Raw genomic sequence first — 21,506 nt, 5'->3', positions numbered from 1 at the left:
TTTGCGTAGCCGGTGGCAATAAGCGTGAATTAACCGCGCAGGCGACTCCAGCGGGCCAATAGCCAATCGAGGAAGCCCACGTTATTTGTTTGACGTAATAATGCATAAAAGGCCAGTGAATGCCTGTAATTGCCCCAGCGCACCGTTTGCCGCATCTCCCAGCGCAGGCGCACCGCTAAAGCTGTCAACTCCCTCGGGTTTTTACACAAACCTAGCGCCTTGTGGCAAGTCCGGATGGTGGAATCCAGATGAGGATCGGAGGGTAAATAGGCGGTGCGCGACATAGCCTGCGGATGCTTGCGCTTGCGGGTAGTTACCTCGTCCAGAAAGTGGAAATGCCAGTTGCGCGCCGCCCGAACCCAGAAATCGAAATCCTCATAATAGAGGGTTTCATCGTAGCCCCCCAATTCGTCGAGGGTGGCGCGGCGCATCATCATGGTAGGGGTACTGATAAAGTAGCGCTCCAATACGTCCACAAATACGTCGCCGGAGGCCGGGCGCGGCTGTAGTCCCTTCGCGGTACGCCGGAAATGGTGGCGCATGAAGCGCGACTGCTCATCAATCAACTCGGCATCGGAATATACTACGCCATAGCTGGCCGGAAGACGCTGAAAAGCAGCCACCTGCTGCGCAACGCGCTCAGGCAGCAGCACATCATCGGTGGCAAAATCAATTAAAAAAGCCCCCCGCGACTGTCGGTAGGCTTGATTGAAGCCAGCGCACAAACCCAGGTTTTGGGTATGCAGTGTGAGCTTCCAGCTTGGATTGGCAGCCGCATACTCGCCCAAAATCTGAGGGCTGGCATCGGAGCTGCCGTTATCTACCAGAAATACCTCGAGCGCCGGGTAAGTTTGGGCTAAAATAGAATCCAGCGCTTCACGCAGAAAAGGCGCGTGGTTGTGACACAGCGCTACAATCGTGACCAGCGGAGCGGAGGCACCTAAGTCCGACTGGGGGGCTTTTTTCTCCTTATCCTCCATCGGCGCCGCGCTGTATATAAGACCGAAAGTATACCACACAAATCAGCAGCAGCACACCAAAACGTGCCGCATGCGCCAGTGGCACCCCCAGCAGACCATAATGAGGCAACAATCCCTGCAATAAAGCCACATATAACATTGCCGAACCCGCCTGCACGGCCACGTAGCGCCCTACCTGCGCTTTGGCTGTAAGCAGAAACAGCAAAATCCAGGTCAGAAATTTAACCCAGTCGCCCAGGAGCTGGGGGGCAAAAAGATAGCTGGCAGCCGCAAAACGCGCATCGAAAAGCAACGGCAGTAACCAGTCGCGCAGTAGATAGATTAGCCCAAGCCCTACTGCCAGCACCGGCGCCAACAGCAGCAGCACCGTTCGCACATAAGCGCGCTGCGCGGTTGGCTGGGTGCTGAGGGCGGCCAGTCGGGGGTAATACACGCTGCTCATCAGGCCGGTAAACACCATTGTGTAGTTGTCTGAAACTTTGTTCACGGCTTGCCAGAGGTCGGTTTGGGCCAAACCAAAGCGCGCAATCAGTACTTCGCGGAGCGCGAAATTCACGGCCGTTCCAAACAGAAGCAAACTGCCCGCCATTAGCAGGAAGCGACCTAAGCCCCGTAAGGCGGTCTGGCTTACCTTGCCCCGTATGCGCGGCAACAGGCCTGCCCGCCAACATACGGCCACCGTCGGCAACAGCGTAAGGCCCTGGGCCAGCAGATACGTAAGCAGTACTTGCTCAATGTGCCATCCAAGCGACAAGGCTGCTCCTACTCCACTCACGCTCAGAATAGTAAGCGTCACCGTTAGCCAGACATAGGCCCGCAGCCGTCCGGCGGCCAGCAAGACGGAGCCAAGCAGGGCATGCGCCGAGAGCATACTAATTCCCAAAGCAAACCACAAGAACCAGCCAGCCGTGAGTCGGAATACGCCTACCAAGGGTCCCGGCGCCAGCACCAATGCCAAGCCACCCAGCAGCAGGCCTACCATATTCAGAATGATACCTGCCCCAAACCAAGCTCGGTAGCGACCGAAACCAACGCGCAATGGGGCCAGGTATTTTACCACCCCCACATGCACCCCATCGTTAGGCAAGGTGGTGAACAGCGCCAGTAAATTCTGAAAGTGCGCCAACAGGGTAAGCCCACCGGGACCACCGTACAGTGCCAGCATTTTGTTCAGAAGCAGAGCCCCACCCGTACGCGCTCCAATGCCTAGCGTGGAGCCCAATGAGCCGCGCAAAAACCGCCCAACCATCTTGGCTTCAATCTGGGGGGCTTTCTGGACAGTGCCGAGGGGCTTTCTGTAACGCACGAATCGGGGTTTTACAGTTCCACTATCCAGCGACAGTCTATAAGGAAAATAACAGTAGCGCGGGTGGTTATCCGAGTGCAATATTACCCGCTGAGCCCGTAATAATTTTTTTCAAAGCCAACCGACTCGACACGGCCGCTATGCGGCGGACCACTCAAGAGTCAGCTTCAAGCTCAAAACGCCCCCCAGGTGCCGCTTGAACTGCAAAAGCGACTGATTTAAGCCAGTAGGCAGCGTTGAAGTACCCAGATCGAGGAGTGATAAACCGCTGGCCCGGCCAAACGCGTGCAGCCCTTCATTGAGAGACACCACCGGGCTAAATGCATTATAAGCCAGTGGACTAGCGGGGTAAAAATTATACAGGACCCGCTCATTTACCTGAATAGCGACCGTAAGTGCAGCCCATTCCCCCATTGGGTCGCGCACCGAGAATAGGAAATGGTTGTTGGGAAACGCCCGAAACAACTCGGTTAGCCTTTCCTCGCTAAGCGACAGGTGCTGGCCTTTTTCTTCGCGGCAGCGCCGTAAAAACTCGTACGCTTTCGGCAGGAAAAACAGCGGTTCCTGCTCAAAGCGAAAGCCGTGGCGCCGACATTTGGCCAAGCGTCGCCGCTCTGATGGGTGCAGCCGCGCCTCAAAATCCTGCTCCAGTGGAAGGTGATTATTCAATTCGGCCAGTGTCACCTGATAGCCTAACTGGCTCAACCCTTGGGTCATGAGCGCGCTCCCTGCCGGGTCGTAGGCAAAGGGGTAGGCGCGGATGCGTAGCCGCCGCACTCCTGAATCCTTAAGCGTTGCGTGCACTGCCAGCATGAAGGCCTTCAGCGCCGCGTTCGGCACCCCCGAGGCCAGCTGGATTCCCCCAAATGGGGCCTGATATGGGCTGTAGGCCAACCCATAGGTATCAGCGTCTATAACAATATGCAGCTGGGCGACGGTCTGGCCACGGGCTTGGTCCTCCAGGTAAAACGCCAGCTGCTGGCCTGCCGATCTTTGTAGGCCTAGATGAGCGGGCTGCATATACAGAAATGACTCGAACGCCAGCGGCAAAACAGGTTCGCTCATCGGCCCACACCGCACCGCGTACGGTGTCTCAAGTGTAGAGCAAGCAAGCAGTGAGGCAACGCCTGTGGTGGAGTTCACTAAGAAAAACGTCAAATTCGGACTGCGAAATTACAAGTAAAACCGGGTGGTTCGGTTTACTTATCAAAGAATGATGCCCCGAAGCCAAGCCGTTCCATACGCAAGTTAAGGTCCATCTGATTCTAACCCTGCTTACCTTAGATACTGCAAACGCCCTTTTTCTTTTTGCTGCATGGAACCTACTTCGTCGCAACCTACTGCAACCCCGGCGACCGACAGCCCGGAAATGGAGCATCCAAATGGCGTAGCCGACCGCGCCGCTACCCGGCAGGCCAGGGAGCAATCCGTGGGTCAACGGCCAGGCACGCTTACCCTCCGCTCCGATGCGATGGTCCCGCGCTTATTCATGATTTCGTACACCAATGATTTCTTCCTAGAGAAAGAGTACAGCAGCTATAGTGAGCTAATGCAGTATTTCCAGGCCAACCAGCATCTGAAGCACTGGATTGACGTGCGCGGCTACAACGACTTGGCCCTGTTACAGCGTCTGATGACCGATTTCGCTATTCACCCGCTCCTGATGGAAGATGTGCTCAGCGACTATCAGCGGGCCAAAGTGGATATTCTTGATGATGGACGGCTGTTTATGGTTTCGCGCATGACGGAGTTCACACCGCTTCTTGAAATTGACGACGACCAGCTTTCCATCTTCACGGGGCCCAACTACATCCTCAGCTTTCAGGATGACTACGATGATTGTCTGGATGCCGTTCGCAACCGGCTGCGCTCCGGCTTTAGCCAGATAAAAACTCGCTCTTCGCTTTATCTGGCCTATGCGCTCACCGATGTAGTGCTCGATCACTACTACCCGACCATGGCCGCCATTGGCGACTATATTGAAACCCTCGAACATCGGATCTTGACTGGGCGGCGTGGCGACCGGCGCTTGCTCAATCGTATTTTGCACGTTAAGAAAGACATCATCCGTTTCCGGCGCTTGGTGTACCCAGAGCGCGAGAAAATCGCGGAAATTCTGCGCCAGCCCGACGACGTGATTCCTGATGATATCAAGCTATTCTTCCGCGACTGCTACGACCACGCTATCCAAAGCCTTGACCTGGCCGAGAGCTACCGTGAATCCGTTACCAGCCTCGTCGATCTATTTATGTCGGACCAAAGCAACCGCATGAATGAGGTAATGAAGGTGCTTACCATCATCAGTAGCATCTTCATTCCTTTGAGCTTTGTAGTAGGCTTGTACGGGATGAATTTTCAGCGTGAAGCGCCCGATGGCCGCATCAACCACCTCAATATGCCGGAACTCTACGAGCCCTGGGGCTACCCCGTCCTGCTGGGTGCCCTGGCTATTATTGTAACTGGTCAGCTTATCTACTTCTATCGCAAAGGCTGGCTTACCAGCCGATGAGTAACTCAGTTACTACAACGCAAAAAAGCCCCCCAGACCCCGAATATGAGCGTCTGGGGGGCTTTTTTCGGGCGTGAGATTAGCGCCGGGTCTGTAGGGACGTAGCTGGGGCACGTGGTGCGGGCGAGCTACCGGAGTTAAGCTGGTTGTTTTTATGCTTTTTGTAATAAGCAGTAGCCTCCCGATACGATTCCGATTTACGGTCGGCCTTATCGCGCACCACGCTATAGTAGCGAAGAGCCGTTTTAATATCACGCTGAGCAGCAGCCATTTGCGCCAAACTTTGGTTGGCGTATACATAGAATCCAACCGTTGTCTCGCCGGCCGCTTCCGCAAATACGATGCAACGCTCATAGTAGTCTTTTGCCTTCGCTTGGTCTTTGTAGCGCAGTTGCATCAGTGAGCCAAGCATATAAGTGGCATACTTACCGCTTACACCCTCGTAGCCAGGCATTCCCCGGTTAAGTTTTGCCAAAATATCGCGAGACACCCGCTCGCATTCTTGGTTTTGCTGCTCCCGGAAACAAGTGAGGGCATATATGCGCTGGAAGTAGCCGTTGTCGGGGTAAGTGGTGGCCAAATAACGCGCTACCGGCAGGCATTGGGCCGGATTATCCTCCTCATTCAGCAGGATTTTCATTAGGAAGAATTTCGCTTCCATGCCCGTATAAAAGCCATTATCGGCTACCGTACGCAGTTGCTGCAATCCTAGCTTTTGGTTGCCTTTAGGAAAGAATAGCAATACCGGCCGTAGCAGTGGGTAGTTCTCCGAAATCCAGACGGCATAATAATTCATGAGTGCCTCCCCCAGCAGAAAGTCAGCGCTCAAACCATTCGCTTCTCTGCTCTTAGCTAAGTAGTCGAGGGCGCGCTTGCTGCTTACGGTAGCTTTGCGCCAGTTAGATCGTTCGGCGTTCAGGCGAGCGTCAAATCCGTAGGCAGCGGAAAGGAAAAAGCAGGCTTCGTAGTTTTTATTATCAGCCTTGTAGAGCTTCTCGCCATAAGTGATAGCCGTATCCATGTAGGCATACAGCATCTTATCATACTTTTTCTCCTGCATATTGGTAGGCAGAATCTTCCACCACGTGCTCAGGCCCAGCAGAAAATATGGCATTGGGTGCTCAGGATAGCGCCGCCGCAACGAGCGAAACTGCTTCTCCGCCTTATCGAATTTGAAGTTGTAGAGATTATGCACTGCTCCCTCCAATTCCGTCTGGATATCTTGGTCGAGCAGCAGCCAGCCTTTGGTATCTACAGCACCAGGAAGCACCTCAACATCAGCCACCTCAACACCAGGCATAACCGGTACCGGCGGCACGGCATTGGAGCCTTGAGCTAGTGTTAAGAAAGGAAGTAAGCCAAAAAATAAGAGTAAAAGTTTTCTATACATAGTACAACTTTAAAGCCTGCTTTCCTTTCATTACCCGAAGTTAGAAACTTGCAAGTAAAATCGACTTTTATGGCTATTTATCTTTGATTATTATAATAAAAAATAAACCCCGTTATCTTCGCCAGACAACGGGGTAATGCAAGCAATTAGTGTACCTAAGCTATCGGATAGTCCTGCTGAAGGCCCTAATTCATTTTCAAATCAGTGCGTCTCAGCTCAGCTTCAACCGTGCGGAATAAGTAGTAGGTGCCCGTTACAGCTTCGTAGTGTAGTCCTACTTCAGGGGCGGTGCTTACAAAAGGCTGACCACCTACCAAACGTCCTTGGGCATCATATATATAAGCGCGCTGAGGAGCCGGCTCCGTGATTACAATTACCCGCCGACCGGCCCCAAAGTCAAAGTACTGTACAGGCTTGCGGCCTGAGGTCACGAAGGTTTGAGTTAGCAGTTGCCGGCCCGATGGATCGAAGATACTTACCCGTCCTCCCTCCTCCCTTACTACCACATAGCTATGGCGGGCAGGGTCAGCTACAAGGCGAAAAACCGAACTACGGCTCCAGGTGGCTACCCTGCCGCGACTCACTACATCGCCGCTTAGATTAAAGGTAATTCTCTCCCCGTGTTGATTTACCACGGTTAGGCGGGTGCGGCCCAAGGTAGTACCGGCCTCCACGAAAGCGCCCGTATTAAGCCGAGCGCCTACGCTCAGTGGGAATCCTGAATACAGATTGCCTTGCTGATTATAGGCATATACGTAGCCATTCTCCAGCAGCGCTACAATCACTGTGCGTCCGCCAACGACCAGATAGTGCGGTGGAGCAGCCAGGTTGAAGTCCAGCCGCTTGGGTTGCCAACTAGGGAAAACCCGACCGTTTGTGTCAAATAAAAACAGATTGCCCCCTCCTCCACCCACAAGCAAGCCGGGGGGCGTTTTCCCGATAGCTGGTCCGGCTGTAAGAGAGGTGGTGCGTACTGTATCGGGCAGGTTTAAGGGAAAGTTTGGCGCCCAGCGCCCCTGCAGATCGAGCAAGTGCAGCTGGGTTGGAGTAGCCAGCAAATAGCCCAAATTGCCCCCCACCGGTAATCGGCTGATAGGCCCAACTAGTGGCCCCGGCAGCGTGTCAGACCAAGCTACCACGTTATCGGGAGTTACATAGTGGAGCACTTGGGCTTTGTCCTGCACGAGCACAGCGGGCAGTCTCGCCCCCTGTACGGTTACTAAAGTAGGCGAGCTAGACAAGGGCGTTTTAAAAGTAAGTAAGCCGCCCGTGGCAGTGGTGCCTTGCAGACCTGCAACAGCCGGGCCTACTGCCGGATGACGCAGCAGCAGCTGGGTATAGTATTGGGCATCAGCATCAGCTTCATTGGCTGGAGGCACAAACTGCAATGCCAGCTGAGGAAAGCGCTTAAACAGGGCCTCGTTGCGCAGTAAGCCCGCCCGGCGCTCCTCTACTAATGCACGCAGCAACACATTCCAGCTGTTCCGGGTGTCCATTATCAAGCTTACCCGGGCCTGCGGCTGAGTTTCTTGCAAAAAAGCCACCTGAGCGGGCGAGCTGCTCCAGGTAGCCTTGTCAACAACATCGTCGAGCCAGGTACGTAGCGTAGCAGCATCCTTTGCAAACACTAGATAATCCCCGACCTGCGCCAGCATGGGAGCATCATCGAAGCCTGTAAAAAAGCCCCCCAAGAGGCGGCTGGGCAATTCGGGCACGCCGCCCTGATATATCCGGAAAGGGCCCACACGCTCAAAGGAAGGACTAGTACCAGTAAGGCGGCGCAACTGGCCCAATAACGTAGCCGTGCGGACCGGATCGGGGCAATAAACCAAGGCGAGCTTAGCCGGAATCTGCCGCGGTGACGACGAGCCCAGATAACACACAGCCGCCTCCCGGCTGAACGACGCTGTCAGGCTGTCGAGCAGTGGGCCAGTACGGTCGGCGAGCGTATCGACTGGGGCTGACCGCCGCGCCACCGGGAGCTTGCTCATGTCTTGCAGACCGAGGTGCAATAGCAAAGCGGTGCGCAGCGGGAGTACATCGGCCATACGCAGGCGCTGGGCGTGCTGGCCACGCAGGCGCTGGTGCAGGGCATCGCGGGTAGTTTCGGGGTTAGTGAAGCCGTTGAATAAAATCTTGTTGCCCACGAGTTTCATCCCCAGTAGGCCATTGCGGCTCAAACCGGTGATGCTTTCCAAGCTGGGTCGAAGCTCCGGACGAAAGAATACGCCCAGAAACCGCGGAAACTGCCGGTAATTGAGTAGTAACATCGCATCCACATCCTTATGCTGGAGGTAGTCAGTGTTTTTGAAATCGGCGGCAATTGAGGGTAGCTCAGGTTGCTCCAGGCGCCTGACTACTGTTTCCACCAAGCCCGCATTGGTACTCATTACGAGTTGGTTGCGGTAATTCAGAAATGTAATTCCATGCCCTGTGCCCCGAAGCCGCAAATCCGTAATCTGCTGGCCCCGGTATTCCCGCGTCGTCACACGGTAGCGCGCATCCTGCCCTAAACCATCTACGAGTCCGCGTAGCTGCCGGTATTCGCGCACGCTGCCAATGGGCACTTGAAACAGGAGGTCGAAAGTAGTAGGGCCCGTTACATGCACGGAGGTGAGCACCAGCTTCGTGCCCAAAAACTTCATTACTACACTTGGGCTACCGGCCACGCTATCAATCAGAGCCGAGTTTTCCTCAATCTGCTGAAAGTAGCGCACTCCAGTCAGGTTATCCCAGATTTGGGTTTCCTTCAGGTGGCGCACTAGCGTAGGATGGTCGCGGGTGGCAACAACCAGCACGGCATCGTCGGGCACCAGCGCCCAAGGATCCACGGGAGTACTGGCCACCGAGCGGCGGTAATACAGGTAAGAGCCGAGGGCCGAAACCAGCAGCAGTCCTACCAAAAACACCAGAAGCTTCTGCGACATTAGGTGGCCGGGGTGCGTGACAAGGGGGGCAAAGGTAACTATTCGGTTAAGCGCCCCGGAAGGTTGTACGCAGATGGGCTATACATGACGAAGAGCTGCATTACTCAATGAAATCCACCTGCTTGGGTGGGAACAGCTTGTGCACAAGGTTTTCGAGGCGGCGCTGCGTATTACGCACCTTCTTTTTAATCGGCAGCTTTTGATAGTCGAAGGTGTTCAGTGCAACCAATTCAGACGCTACCGTGCGTTTTTTGAGGTGAGATTCCAGAAAAAAAGCGCTGATACTCGCGTTCCAATCGTCTTTGGTGCTCCAGTAGTGTCCAATGTAGGTGCGGGCTGCCTGGAGGGAATACGTTTCGGCTAAAGCCACTGATAAGGCAAACTGCTCTATCAGGCGGGGCGTGACTTGTTGCTCGCATAGGTCGTCACAAATGCGAAGCGCCAACTCAATAGCTTCCAGATTCTTGGAAGCCGGAATACCAACTACGCCAGCATTCCACATAAGACGTTGTTCGTGCATAGTCACGCCACCAAAGCTTCGGTCTTTCACCTGCTGCCACATGCGGCGCTCAGTTTTACTGCGCAAGGTGGCTAAGGCGCCCTCTGCTTCGTGCATAAAGGCTATACCAGCCGCTAATTCCTGGCTCACTTGAGCTAGCGAACCGTGTAAGAAGGTGTCAGTATCGAGGTAGAGCAGCTGTGCTTCGGGGTGCTGACGAACGGCGTACTCCAGGGCCTTAATCTTGGCTCGCCAAAAGAACTTATGCTTGCCTTGCCATTCCTGTAAAGTATTCGCGCTGAGTGTATGTACAGTTATATCCTGGGCCAGATGCTGATAGAAGTCGGGAGCATCAGTAACGACGGTAATACCAGCTAAGCCGCTGTTCTTTTGCCGCAAAAAGGATAAGATGCAAAAGTGAGCCTGAAAGTGATTTTGCAGGTTGTTACCGAACACCAAATAAAGAAGTCGCATGGCGTAATGTAGGATTTCTGGCACAATTCAACTCAGAATCGGCTTTTCTTTGACTTAAGATGTTTTTGCGCTACAAAGCTGGAGGTTTAGCGACCGCATTTATACCTTTTCGGCTATAATTTGCCCCCCAGTTCCCTCCTATCGAACTGGACAGGACTTTTCTTTTCTATCTTCCGCCCCTGAATCTACTTCTACCCTCTCTCATGCCTGAAAAACAAGGTCAGTTTCAACGCGCCATTACGCTCTTCGATGCCATCATGATTGTGACTGGCAGTATGATTGGTTCTGGTATTTTCATTGTTTCCGCGGATATCTCGCGGAAAGTGGGTTCACCAGGCTGGCTGTTGGTCGTATGGCTGGTTACAGGCTTTATTACCCTCGCTGGGGCGGTAAGCTATGGCGAGCTGGCCTCGATGTTTCCGAAGGTGGGCGGGCAATATGTATATCTGCGCGAGGCGTATAACAAGCTCGTGGCCTTTCTATATGGCTGGTCGCTGTTTCTGGTTATCCAGACTGGGGTAATTGCGGCGGTGGCAGTAGCCTTTGCGCGATTTGTGGGCGTGCTTATGCCGTGGTTTAGCGAGGATCATATTTTGTTCTCCGTTTTGGGCTTCCGGTTTAACACTGTTATGCTGCTAGCGGTAATTATGCTGGTGGGCCTGACGTGGGTAAATGCCCAGGGAGTGCGCGGTGGTAAGCTCATCTCGAACATATTCGGTACTACCAAACTGGTAGCGCTGGCCCTGCTGATTATGTTTGGCTTGGCGCTGGGTATCAATCAGGAAGCCGTCGATGTAAATTTTAGCGATATGTGGCAGGCGGCTAGCTTCTCCCCCACGGGCGAGGCAGTGCCTTTGAGCATCTGGGGACTAGTTGGAGCCATTGGTTTAGCTATGACGGGCTCTCTATTCAGCTCCGACGCCTGGAATAATATCGGCTTCTCCGGCGACGAAATCGTGCGGCCCGAGCGCACGATTGTGCTCAGCATGGCTATCGGCACGGCTATCGTTACGGGCTTGTATCTGCTTATTAATCTGGTGTATCTGCTGGTGCTCCCCTTGCAAGGCAGCCCCGACGCCACCGATATTTTGGGGCGCGGCATCATGTACACGAAAGGCGATTTGGTAGCTACTGCTGTAGCCGAAAGCATTCTGGGCCGGGCCGGCGCCTACGTCATGGCCGTGCTGATCATGATTAGCACGTTTGGCGCCAACAACAGCATCATCTTGAGTGGGGCGCGCGCTTATTATGCCATGGCCAAAGACGGCTTGTTTTTCCCCAGAATGGCGCGGCTCAACAAGGCCGGCGTGCCTGGTGTAGCGCTGTGGGCCCAATGCCTGTGGGCCTGCGGGTTGTGCCTGACGGGCTCTTACGGGCAACTGCTTAACTACGTGATGTTTTCGGTGATTCTATTTTATGTTATCACCATCATTGGCATCTTCATCCTGCGCCGCACGCGCCCCGATGCGCCCCGGCCCTACAAGGCACTGGGCTATCCTGTTATTCCGCTGCTCTACATTATTCTGGCCTCGGCCTTCTGCGTTATCCTGCTCGTATCGCCCGCCACGGCCCGCGACTCCGGCTTGGGGCTGCTGCTGGTAGCCGTGGGAGTACCAGTGTACTTCTTCTTTGGCAAGCGCTTCGCTGCTCGTCCTGAGTCCAAAGTGAAAGTTTAAGGGGCACTGCCCACAAAAAAGCCCCCCAGCTATGTGGCTGGGGGCTTTTTTGTGGGCAGTACAGATAGCTTATTTGTCTTTGCGCTGCTCAATAGTCTCGGTGCTTGGATGCAGACTCATGGTTAGGGGGCGCTGCTGCTCACAATTACGTCGCGGTCTTGGTAACCGCCATAGCCATAACGCAGCGTCTTCTTACCGGCGGCTGGCACTTCCAAAGAGAAGAGGCCTTGCTCATCGGTGGTAACGGCTACTGCGCTTCCGTGCAAATAAACCGTGGCACCAGCCAAGGGTTGGCCTTCTTCGTTGCGAATTCGGCCCGTAAGCACTACTGTAGCGGCAGTACCGCTAACCGAAGCGACTTCATTGACTGCGGGAGCAATTACTTTCCCTTTTTTATCCTTAGCTGTAGGATCATTTGCGTGAGCGAAATTGGAAATAAGGCAGCCGACGACGATCAGCAAAGCCAGCATTGGCCGATTGAGGGCCTTGAGAGTAATAAGTAACATCATAGCGGCAATAGGTAGTGAGGAGGGGCGACTGAAAGCTTAGACAGATTTACTTTTCTTCCTAAGTTTCATAGTGTAAATATATACGAATCGTCACATATCACACAATGTTTTTATAAATATTTAGCCATAAGAAATAACACAATCATGATTAAGGGGCTTTTAAGGTTGTTAAAGCACTTTTTCAAGAAATATTTTTTTTAAGTAGTTGCATTCAATATCTATCAATCACTATACAAATGTCTTTCAACTACACTATCAGAAAAGCGAATGAAGCTGAATAGCTCGGCACAGCTAGATAATTACTGGCACAACGTAGCTGATAAAATAGGCCAGTCAGTATCAGGGTAGAAAAGAATCCGGATGTGTTCCACATAAAAAACCCACGCTGAGAGCGTGGGTTTTCGGGATACTATAGTAGCTAGTTATTGAGAGACAGTGCCATCCTGAGACGGCTCACCGGAAGTGCTGGCCTTCTTTTCACCAAAGGCTTGGTCTCCGGAACGTACTTTGTGATCAAGCTCGTAGGTTCCTTCGGCCTCAAAACCAGGACCTTGAGCCTGCTCGCCAGCGTTTTTATGGTCGTTGCCGCCTTGTGGGTTGGTTTCGTCGCCGCCGATGTGCAGATTGTCGAGTTGGTCTTTCTGGTCGCTGCGTTGGGTATAGCCGTTTGCGCCCGTGTTACGCTGGGCCGACGGGTCGTTGGATTCCTTGCCGTTGCTTTCGGTTTGCTGCACCTTCTTGTGGGCCTCAAACTCCTCGTTTTTTGAAACGCCTTTGCCTTCGGTGATGTCGCCGTTCTCGTTGTTATCGTCGTCGCCGAAAAGTTTATCTAAGATCATTGTCGTAAGTTTTCTGGGTGGAATAGCTGATTTCCTTATGCTTACGGCTGATAGCAAGCCACAGTTATGGCTACGGCAGAGGCTGCGGTACTTCCTGCGGCGTTACAAGGCATTCAGGGACCAATCGTAGGAATAGTAGTCTACAGTATAGGAGGTCGGAATGGGCTGGCCGGGGCGGTACTGATTCAGGTAAGCAATGAGGGCCTGACCGGGCGCTTTAAAATCGTCGGCGTACCATTTGAATATTTCCGAAACCAGCACTTTTTTACCCCCTGTAGTAACCCGAATAAAGCTTGGGTCAGTGAGCACCCGCTTCGTCTGGGCGGTGAGCTGTGCATCGATCGTGGCGGCGGAATAGGCTTCGCGGCTAAGTCGGGGGCACCCTTTAGCAGCGCACACCAAGGCAAAATGAATACGCGCGTCGCTGTAGGGTTTCTGCAGCTTATTTGTTTCCAACTCGTTCAATGTCATTTTTTCACCCGCTACGGTAAAAGCCAGCTTGTCAAAAAAGCCCGGTACCTTCATCACCGACGTTAGGGGCAAGCGCTCCACTACCGCCCCGATCACGACGAGGTTGTACGCATTGAGATAGAATGCTTTACGCTCGGCGGCCGACATATTTTTGGTATCGAGACTCCGCACAATTTGTAGCAGAGTGTTCAGCTCAGCAGGTTGTTTCTTGATGGCAGCGTAGTTTACATTGCCATCAGCATTCACATTCTTCTGCAAGAAGGCCGACGTGGCGGTGGAGAAAGAAGACGCTACCGGAGCGGCCAAAATGCCCCCCAGTGGTAGCCAGAGGACAAGTAGTAAAGCTAAAAGCCGCAGTGGTCGAGCAGGCAAAGATCCGGAAGGTGACATAAATGAGTACGTTTAGGGGAAATACGGCCAGCTGATCCGCTGTGGAGTGGCAAACCTGACACCACCAACCAATGTTGTGCTCTGCATGTTGCGCACGATGCTTGTCGGGGGGCTTTTTTAGATGTGTTAATCATCAAAAGACGGTTATACAGAGCTAAGGATTTCGGTCGTAATTGCTAGTACGGTGGCTGTCTTGCCGGAATCTAGTGGCCACTTATCGAAGCAAGACGTTTCAGTAATAACTAGTTATCAATTCCAAAAACTCATCCATGCACCTGGTTATTATCGGCAATGGCATTACGGGGGTGACGGCGGCCCAAACCGTGCGACGCCTTCAGCCAGCGGCGCGCATCACGCTCGTGTCGGATGAAAGTGAGCATCACTACTCGCGCACGGCGCTGATGTACGTGTATATGGGCCACCTGCGATATCAAGATATTAAGCCGTATGAAGACTGGTTTTGGAAGGAAAACCGGCTGGAGTTGGCGCACGCTACTGCCACCGCCCTTGATGCCGACCAACGCCAAGTTCAGCTAAGCAACGGCCAAAGCCTTACTTATGATAAGCTGTTGCTGGCCACGGGCTCGGTGTCGCGGCGCGCTGGCTGGCCCGGCCAGAACCTGCTGGGAGTGCAAGGGCTCTACGGCCTTCCTGATTTGGCCCAAATGGAACGCAATACGCACGGTATCAGCCGGGGTGTGGTGGTGGGTGGTGGCCTGATTGGCGTGGAGCTGGCCGAGATGCTGCACACCCGCCGTATAGCCGCCACCGTACTCGTGCGCGACCAGCATTACTGGGGATCGGTTTTGCCCCCCGAAGAAGCCGAGCTGGTTGATCAGCAGTTTCGTCAGCACGACGTGGACGTGCGCTACCGCACGGAACTGCGCGAAATCTTAGGCGATGCGAGTGGCCGCGTGCGCGCCATTGTGACCAGTCAAGGCGAGGAAATAGAGTGTCAATGGGTGGGCTTAGGCATCGGGGTTGCGCCAAATCTGAGCTTAGCCCAACGCTCAGCCCTGGAAACCGACCGCGGCATTTTAGTAGATGAGCTGCTACAAACTAATCTGCCCGACGTGTATGCGGCCGGCGACTGTGCCCAGCACCGCCAGCCCGGCGCGGGCGAGGTGCCCATTGAGCAGCTTTGGTACACCGGCCGCATGCAGGGCGAAACGGTAGCCCACACCATTTGCGGCCGGCCTACCCCCTACCGGCGTGGCGTATGGTTCAACTCCGCCAAATTCTTTAACCTCGAATATCAGACCTATGGCCAAGTACCGGCCCGTCTTCCCGACGGTATAGAGAGCTTTTATTGGCAACACCCCACCGCCAACTGCGCGCTACGGATCAATTTTGCCCCCCAGGCTAATGATGCCGTACTTGGGTTCAACGCGATGGGCCTGCGCCTGCGGCAAGCCGTATGCGAAAACTGGATTAAGACCAAGACACCGATCCAGACGGTTATTGGGCAGCTAAAAACCGCCAACTTTGACCCCGAGTTTTACCGTCGCCATGAGTCGGCTATTCAGCGCCAGTTTGCTGAAATAATGACCGTAAAACGATGATAACTGAATTAAAAGAGCGCCTATACTAGTTACCGTTCTTACCAAGTTCGCCTGAGTATCAGGTATCTAACATTTAACTGTTCGCCGTGGATCTTTCCAAACTTTACCGCCCCAGCTCGCTCAACAGCTACCAGTTCATTGCCATCACCGGCCTGATTATGAGTATTGGTGCGCACCTGATTCTGCACTTTTTTGCCCCCCAGCACCGACCAGACGGCTTCAATTGGCTATACGTGTGCTGGACTGGGCTTTATATCGTCGGCTCGCTGATAAACCTTTTCGGCAAGCCCGATGAGGGCCACCATCACCATTGAGGTAGCAGATTCCGCCAATGGGCGAGGTCAGGCTGCGTTTCGCGCAGACCGCTATTTCATCAGTAAAAATAAAACTTACGTTCCTCCGCCCCTATGGAAGTCACTTCCAATCAGTCCTTTGCGCTTGCGCAAGCGCCCGTACCCGTCACTGATGCAACGGAAAAAGCTACACTGGCAGCTGTGGCACTGGGGCTACTGGCGTTGCTTGGGGCTGCCTTCGATGCGGATGCGGCGCGGGCACGGCTAAGCATGTATGCAGCGCTGGCCCTCATTAGCGGCGGTACGCTTACTTGGGCCTGGCACAAGTTTGGGCGAGGTGAGGCGGGCGTTAAGCAAAATAATCTATGGCTGCGGGCTAGTACCAGTCGTGGGGCCATTGCCTGGGTTACGGGCCTGGTGCTCACGGGCTTCTATGTGCTGATATATTGGTTTCCGCAGTACCTCGAAAACCTGATCCGCACCCTCGACCAGTTCAGCCAAGCGTTGCGCAACCGCCCCGCCGACCAATGGTTTTTGTACGGCACCTTCTACACCTTGGCGGTGCTGGTGATGGGAGGACGGGCGTTGTGGAAGTACCGCCATTCCCGCTACCAGCTTATTCGTACGGCATCGGTGATGTTTTTCCAGCTGGGTTTCGCGTTTTTGTTGCCGGGTGTGCTGTTATTTTTTCAACAGCCAGAGTTTTACTTCTCCTACTTCTGGCCATTGAAATACGATTACCTTTTTCCGGGCGGAGTAGCCGACTTAGTAAAGAATGGCGGTCTGGGCGTGTTTATGGTGTTCTGGGGGGCAATTATGTCGCTGGTTGCTACGCCCGTTCTCACCTACTTTTATGGCAAGCGCTGGTACTGTTCCTGGGTATGCGGCTGCGGTGGCCTGGCCGAAACTGCCGGCGACCCCTACCGCCACCTCTCTGACAAAAGCCGCACTGCCTGGCGCTGGGAAGTACGCCTCGTTTACCCCATTCTTGGTCTTATCGTACTGATCACCATTTTATTATGGGCAAATCAGCTGTATGGCAGTTTTCTGGGTGAAATAGGTAACAGCCTTAATAAGTTTTACGGTTTTGCCATTGGGGCCGTGTTTTCGGGTGTGGTAGGCGTAGGTTTCTACCCTATCATGGGTAGCAGAGTGTGGTGCCGGTTTGGCTGCCCGATGGCGGCATATTTGGGCCTCCTGCAAAAGCACTTTTCTCGCTTCCGCATCACTACCAACGGTGGCCAGTGCATTAGCTGCGGCAATTGCTCCAACGTCTGCGAAATGGGCATCGATGTAAAGCAGTACGCTCAGCGTGGCGAGCCTATCATCCGCGCATCATGCGTGGGCTGCGGCATGTGCTCTACGGCCTGCCCGCGCGGCGTACTCAACCTAGAAAATGCCCCCCGCGAAGGTCGGTATCAAGCCTCTCAACTCATTCATGCTGATACGCTGCGGATATTGAGTTAGACTTTTATCCGGTTAAACTGCTACAAGGCCTCAAGACTAATAAGTCTTGAGGCCTTGTGCTTTGTAATTCATTTCAGCATTTAGGTAGTCATGCAGAGCGGAGCGAAGCATCTCACATGCTGACCCAGGATTACTAATCTAATGGCGTGAGCGAGATGCTTCGCTCCGCTCTGCATGACCACCTAAATGCCAATTAAGTGGGGTAGTCTACTTCAAAAATGCCAACAATGCCGCCTGAAACTCCTTCGGTGCTTCCAAGTGCGGAATGTGCCCAACTTTCTCCAGCGCCACCAATTTTGCCCCCCTGATCTGCTCGGAGGTGCGCATGCCTAGCGCCGGATACTGCCCCATCGTAGCCAATACTTTCGGATCTTTCACCAAACCCTTACCTACAACGGTGCGGTCTTGCTGGCCGATGATCAGCAGCGTGGGCACAGCTATACGGGTGAATTCATACGCCACCGGCTGCTGATAAATCATTTGATAAGTGAGGGCGCTAGCTAGGGCAACCTTCGGGAAATCGGGGTTAGTGGTTTGGGCGGCCAGTGGGCGCACCCACTCGTCGTGGGCGGCGGGGTAACCGCCGGGGTAATAGGTTGCGTGGTACTTGCAGATGCTCGCCTCCGTCGTCTTCAGTTCGGTGGCCAATGACTCATCTACTGATTGAAACGGCACCCCGACGCGGTAATCCTCTAGGCCAATGGGGTTTTCAAGTACGAGCCGCTCCGTAGTTTCGGGGTAGAGCAGGGCAAAGCGCGTAGCCAGCATGCCGCCCATACTATGACCCACAATTATGGCTTTCCGAACACCCAGCGTATCGAGCAGGTGCTTGGTGTTGCGGGCTAATTGATGAAACGAGTACTGTAGCGACGGCTTATCCGATTTGCCAAAGCCCACCTGATCAGGCGCAACTACCCGGAATCCTGCCTGAGTTAATGCTTTAATCGTTTCGCGCCAGTAAGCGGCAAAGAAGTTTTTGCCGTGGAGCAACACCACGGTGCGGCCATTGGCGCGGGCCGTAGGCGCTACATCCATGTATGCCATGCGTACCGCCTGCCCTTCCAGCTTCAGCGGCAGCGTCTTGACGGGATACGGATATTCGTAGCCGTCGAGGGTAGCGTTGAGGCTGGAGGGTGTTTGGGCCAGTAGCTGAAGTGGCAGAAGCAGCAGCAAGAACGGAAGAAGCGTTTTCATGAAGTAGCAGGCAATGGTTTTGCAGGCTCAAGAAGCCTGTTGCCTTTCCCGGAAACGTAATTCAATCGCTCTAGTGTCTTCGTCAGACCAAATAATTGATTTTACGTCATCAATTCTAAACACGGAAATTCCATCATTCTCGCCGTATTCGTTGAAGCACTCCACCAGCATTTCGTCCTCTGCCACGTGCTTGACAACCACATAGTAGCCCGGCCCGTGATAGGAAATGAAGTACACCAGATGCTGTAGCTGCTGGGACTTTTGCAACAACTCAGGAATGCTGATATATCCTTCATCATAGAGCGAAGGGGTCTTCAAGCGCCCGTAAATTTTATCAAGATTATTCTCCTTTAACTCGACATTCCTGATGTAGCGGTCGTCGTAATCCACTTGAAATACATCAGCGGTCCGAATGGTTCGTATGCCTTGCACGAGGCCATTTGTGTTGATGGTTCGTAAGGTTATGGTTTCGTCGTTGTGCACAATAATGTAGCCTAGCACAAAGCCGCTGGGCTCACTGGCATTAGTCCGGAGCGCAATAAGGCGCTTTTCTGCCTGAGCCTTTTCTATTAATTCAGAAATTAAAGTACCCATAGGTATACTTCTGACAATTATGATTTTATATAAGATATTACTTCGTCGCTAGGCCCGCCAGTACTTCCTTGGCCTTGGCTACGTGGTCGGTGGCACGCTGCATGGAGTTGAAGATGTACTGAATCACGCCTTCTTTGTCGATCACAAACGTGACGCGACCGGGCAGAATGCCGAGCATTGCGCGAGGCACTTCATACAGCTTGCGCACTTTGCCGCTTTCATCGGCCAGCAGCGGGAAAGGCAGGCGGTGCTTCTGGGTGAATTTCTGGTGGGAAGCCTCACTGTCGGAGCTAATGCCGATTACTTCGGCGCCGAGGTCCTGGAAGTCCTCATATTGGTCGCGAAAGGAGCAGGCTTGGGCCGTGCAGCCGGGCGTATCATCTTTGGGATAGAAGTAAAGCACGATAGCGCGCTGCCCACGCTGCTCGGCGAGACGAAAGGTGGCGCCGGTGGTAGTGGGCAAAGTAAAGTCGGGGGCTTGGTCGCCAATCTGGAGCATAGGGTTCGGATGTAAATGGGCTGGAAAGATAGCCCCAAAAAGATTCGGCATCTTTGTGCAACTCCCCGCTCATGTATGCCAGATTTGCCCCCCACTCCCATCATCGACGTTATTATACCCGCCTACAACGAGGTCCATTCCATTTCGCACGTCATTATGGAAATTCCGAAGGATCTGGTGCGGGAGATAATAGTGGTCGATAATAACTCTACCGATGATACCGGGCTGATAGCTCGTGCCTCGGGCGCTACGGTACTGCAGGAACGCCGTCCTGGCTATGGCTACGCGTGCCTGCAAGGCATGGCCCACTGCTATGGCCGCCCCCCTGAGGAGCAGCCCGATATCATCGTGTTCCTCGACGGCGATTACTCCGATTATCCCAAGGATATGCCCTTGGTGCTGGCTCCAATTCTGCGCGGCGAGGCCGATATGGTGATTGGCTCGCGGGCCTTGGGCAAGCGCGAGAAAGGCTCGATGCTGCCCCAGCAGATATTCGGCAATTGGCTGGCTACTACGTTGCTGCACTCCTTTTACGGCGCCCGCTTCACCGACCTGGGGCCCTTTCGGGCCATTCGCGCTTCGGCATTGAAGCGCCTCAACATGCAGGATAAAACCTACGGCTGGACCGTGGAGATGCAGCTTAAAGCCGCCAAACTCAAGCTGCGCACCACCGAAGTACCGGTGCGCTACCGCCGCCGCATTGGCAAATCAAAGGTATCCGGGACGGTGGCCGGCACGCTGGGCGCGGGCTACAAGATTCTGTGGACCATTTTTAAGTATTTGTAAGCAAACGATACCCAACAAGGCTTTCCGGAACGGGTTACTGGGGAAGGCATACTTTCCACGGCCATTTTTGCAATGCTCTCTTTAAGGCCATTTTTACTGCATACATGAAAGAGCTGGAAATACTTCTTCTGGTTCTTTATGGTATATGTCTCACGTTTATTCTGGGCTTTAGCCTAAGTCAGCTGCAGCTCACGCGGCTGGCCCGACGCTCCTACCGCCGTCCGGCATTGCCCGCACCTTCTCTGCCTGCTGACTGGCCTTCGGTAACCGTGCAGCTGCCCGTGTTTAACGAGGTAAATGTGATAGAGCGGGTGATAGATGCAGCGGCGGCGCTGGCTTACCCACACGATAAGCTCCACATTCAGGTACTCGACGATTCCACCGACGAAACCGTTGCGCTGGCCGCCGCCCGCATAGCGTGGCATCGGGCACAAGGCATTCATATTGATCATGTTCTGAGATCTGATCGTGAGGGCTTTAAAGCTGGCGCCTTAAAGCACGCCTTAACCTGCACCAACGCGGAGCTAGTCGCTATTTTTGATGCCGATTTCGTACCCGAACCCGACTTTCTTATGCGCACCGTCCCTTACTTTTCTGATGCAGCAGTTGGGGTAGTGCAAACGCGTTGGGCCCATCTCAATGAGCACTATTCGTTGCTGACGGAGCTGCAAGCGTTTGCCTTGAATGCGCACTTTTACGTGGAGCAAGTAGGGCGGCTAGCTGGGGGGCATTTTATCAACTTCAACGGTACGGGCGGCGTGTGGCGGCGGCGTTGCATCGAGGAATCGGGTGGGTGGCAGAGCGATACGCTCACTGAAGATCTGGACCTGAGCTACCGGGCGCAACTGCGCAATTGGCAATTCGTGTACTTGCCTCAGGTTGTGGCACCCGCTGAGCTACCGGCCGCAATGGATGCGCTGAAGTCGCAGCAGTTTCGCTGGACCAAAGGTGGCGCCGAAACTGCCCGCAAGCACTTGGGCAGCGTGCTAAGGTCGGGGCTTCCCCTTTCCACCAAGCTACAAGCTACTTTCCATTTGCTTAACAGCACTGTTTTTCTGGCCATTCTGATCCTCTCCGTGCTCAGCGTGCCACTGGTGTTTGTGCGGCAACACTCCCCGAGCTAGAACTAATTTTCGAATTG

At 53.9% G+C, this 21,506-nt stretch carries 19 protein-coding genes; 7 read left to right on the top strand and 12 right to left on the bottom strand.

All coding sequences use genetic code 11. The features are described 5' to 3' along the window. Nucleotides 1-29: 29 nt before the first annotated feature. The 3 genes from G7064_RS00215 to G7064_RS00205 all read right to left on the bottom strand — a co-directional run bounded on the left by G7064_RS00215 (nt 30) and on the right by G7064_RS00205 (nt 3,351). A complete protein-coding gene (locus tag G7064_RS00215) occupies nt 30-980 on the bottom strand; it encodes a glycosyltransferase family 2 protein (protein WP_166071981.1) in 951 nt (316 codons plus the stop codon). Further along, nucleotides 970-2,286, bottom strand: coding sequence for a hypothetical protein (locus tag G7064_RS00210; protein ID WP_166071980.1), 1,317 nt, complete (start codon nt 2,284-2,286; stop codon nt 970-972). The genes G7064_RS00215 and G7064_RS00210 overlap by 11 nt, the downstream gene beginning before the upstream one ends. 138 nt (nt 2,287-2,424) lie before the next feature. Then, nucleotides 2,425-3,351: a hypothetical protein gene (locus G7064_RS00205; RefSeq protein WP_166071979.1), complete on the bottom strand. Its 927-nt coding sequence runs from the start codon at nt 3,349-3,351 to the stop codon at nt 2,425-2,427. A gap of 250 nt (nt 3,352-3,601) precedes the next feature. Between G7064_RS00205 and corA the strand changes: the two genes are divergently transcribed. Next, nucleotides 3,602-4,795, top strand: coding sequence for a magnesium/cobalt transporter CorA (gene corA / locus G7064_RS00200; protein ID WP_133273168.1), 1,194 nt, complete (start codon nt 3,602-3,604; stop codon nt 4,793-4,795). A gap of 79 nt (nt 4,796-4,874) precedes the next feature. Here the strand turns inward: corA and G7064_RS00195 are convergent, their stop codons facing one another. From G7064_RS00195 to G7064_RS00185, 3 genes are all read right to left on the bottom strand, one after another. Further along, nucleotides 4,875-6,185 carry a tol-pal system protein YbgF gene (locus G7064_RS00195; protein WP_205711149.1) on the bottom strand — a complete coding sequence of 437 codons (1,311 nt, stop codon included), beginning with the start codon at nt 6,183-6,185 and terminating at the stop codon, nt 4,875-4,877. 185 nt (nt 6,186-6,370) lie between these two features. Beyond that, nucleotides 6,371-9,112 carry a hypothetical protein gene (locus G7064_RS00190; RefSeq protein WP_166071978.1) on the bottom strand — a complete coding sequence of 914 codons (2,742 nt, stop codon included), beginning with the start codon at nt 9,110-9,112 and terminating at the stop codon, nt 6,371-6,373. 100 nt (nt 9,113-9,212) lie between these two features. Continuing rightward, a complete protein-coding gene (locus G7064_RS00185) occupies nt 9,213-10,085 on the bottom strand; it encodes a hypothetical protein (protein ID WP_166071977.1) in 873 nt (290 codons plus the stop codon). Between the two features lie 203 nt (nt 10,086-10,288). Between G7064_RS00185 and G7064_RS00180 the strand changes: the two genes are divergently transcribed. Beyond that, the gene (locus tag G7064_RS00180) at nt 10,289-11,761 is read left to right on the top strand and encodes an APC family permease (protein WP_166071976.1); all 1,473 of its coding nucleotides are present in this window, start codon (nt 10,289-10,291) and stop codon (nt 11,759-11,761) included. A gap of 122 nt (nt 11,762-11,883) precedes the next feature. Here G7064_RS00180 and G7064_RS00175 read toward each other — a convergent pair whose 3' ends face one another. The 3 genes from G7064_RS00175 to G7064_RS00165 form a co-directional block, all read right to left on the bottom strand. After that, nucleotides 11,884-12,270 (bottom strand): carboxypeptidase-like regulatory domain-containing protein, encoded by a 387-nt coding sequence (locus tag G7064_RS00175; protein ID WP_166071975.1) that lies wholly within the window; start codon nt 12,268-12,270, stop codon nt 11,884-11,886. A 422-nt stretch (nt 12,271-12,692) separates the two neighbouring features. Continuing rightward, a complete protein-coding gene (locus tag G7064_RS00170; RefSeq protein WP_133273173.1) occupies nt 12,693-13,109 on the bottom strand; it encodes a hypothetical protein in 417 nt (138 codons plus the stop codon). 102 nt (nt 13,110-13,211) lie between these two features. Beyond that, complete coding sequence (locus G7064_RS00165) at nt 13,212-13,970, bottom strand: DUF547 domain-containing protein (RefSeq protein ID WP_166071974.1); 759 nt, start codon at nt 13,968-13,970, stop codon at nt 13,212-13,214. Between the two features lie 269 nt (nt 13,971-14,239). Here G7064_RS00165 and G7064_RS00160 point away from each other — a divergent pair, with 269 nt between their 5' ends. The 3 genes from G7064_RS00160 (at nt 14,240) to G7064_RS00150 (ending at nt 17,292) form a co-directional block, all read left to right on the top strand. After that, entirely contained in the window at nt 14,240-15,532 is a 1,293-nt protein-coding gene (locus G7064_RS00160; protein WP_166071973.1) for an NAD(P)/FAD-dependent oxidoreductase, read from the top strand. Between the two features lie 86 nt (nt 15,533-15,618). Beyond that, entirely contained in the window at nt 15,619-15,846 is a 228-nt protein-coding gene (locus tag G7064_RS00155) for a hypothetical protein (protein WP_166071972.1), read from the top strand. Between the two features lie 93 nt (nt 15,847-15,939). After that, complete coding sequence (locus G7064_RS00150) at nt 15,940-17,292, top strand: 4Fe-4S binding protein (RefSeq protein ID WP_166071971.1); 1,353 nt, start codon at nt 15,940-15,942, stop codon at nt 17,290-17,292. 207 nt (nt 17,293-17,499) lie between these two features. On the opposite strand, the gene G7064_RS00145 is transcribed toward G7064_RS00150, so the two are convergent. The 3 genes from G7064_RS00145 to G7064_RS00135 are packed head-to-tail and all read right to left on the bottom strand — an operon-like array spanning nt 17,500 to nt 19,579. After that, nucleotides 17,500-18,486 carry an alpha/beta fold hydrolase gene (locus G7064_RS00145; RefSeq protein WP_166071970.1) on the bottom strand — a complete coding sequence of 329 codons (987 nt, stop codon included), beginning with the start codon at nt 18,484-18,486 and terminating at the stop codon, nt 17,500-17,502. A gap of 27 nt (nt 18,487-18,513) precedes the next feature. Then, complete coding sequence (locus tag G7064_RS00140; protein ID WP_166071969.1) at nt 18,514-19,080, bottom strand: hypothetical protein; 567 nt, start codon at nt 19,078-19,080, stop codon at nt 18,514-18,516. A gap of 37 nt (nt 19,081-19,117) precedes the next feature. After that, a complete protein-coding gene (locus tag G7064_RS00135) occupies nt 19,118-19,579 on the bottom strand; it encodes a peroxiredoxin (RefSeq protein ID WP_133273180.1) in 462 nt (153 codons plus the stop codon). A gap of 75 nt (nt 19,580-19,654) precedes the next feature. Between G7064_RS00135 and G7064_RS00130 the strand changes: the two genes are divergently transcribed. Both G7064_RS00130 and G7064_RS00125 read left to right on the top strand, forming a co-directional pair. After that, the gene (locus G7064_RS00130; protein WP_166071968.1) at nt 19,655-20,365 is read left to right on the top strand and encodes a glycosyltransferase family 2 protein; all 711 of its coding nucleotides are present in this window, start codon (nt 19,655-19,657) and stop codon (nt 20,363-20,365) included. 104 nt (nt 20,366-20,469) lie between these two features. Then, complete coding sequence (locus G7064_RS00125; protein WP_317172794.1) at nt 20,470-21,489, top strand: glycosyltransferase family 2 protein; 1,020 nt, start codon at nt 20,470-20,472, stop codon at nt 21,487-21,489. Nucleotides 21,490-21,506 lie beyond the last annotated feature (17 nt).

The organism is Hymenobacter sp. HDW8 (assembly GCF_011305775.1).
GTDB classification, from domain to species: Bacteria; Bacteroidota; Bacteroidia; order Cytophagales; family Hymenobacteraceae; genus Hymenobacter; species Hymenobacter radiodurans.
Note: the sequence above shows the minus strand (reverse complement) of the source record. Positions and strands in the feature narration are given on the sequence as shown.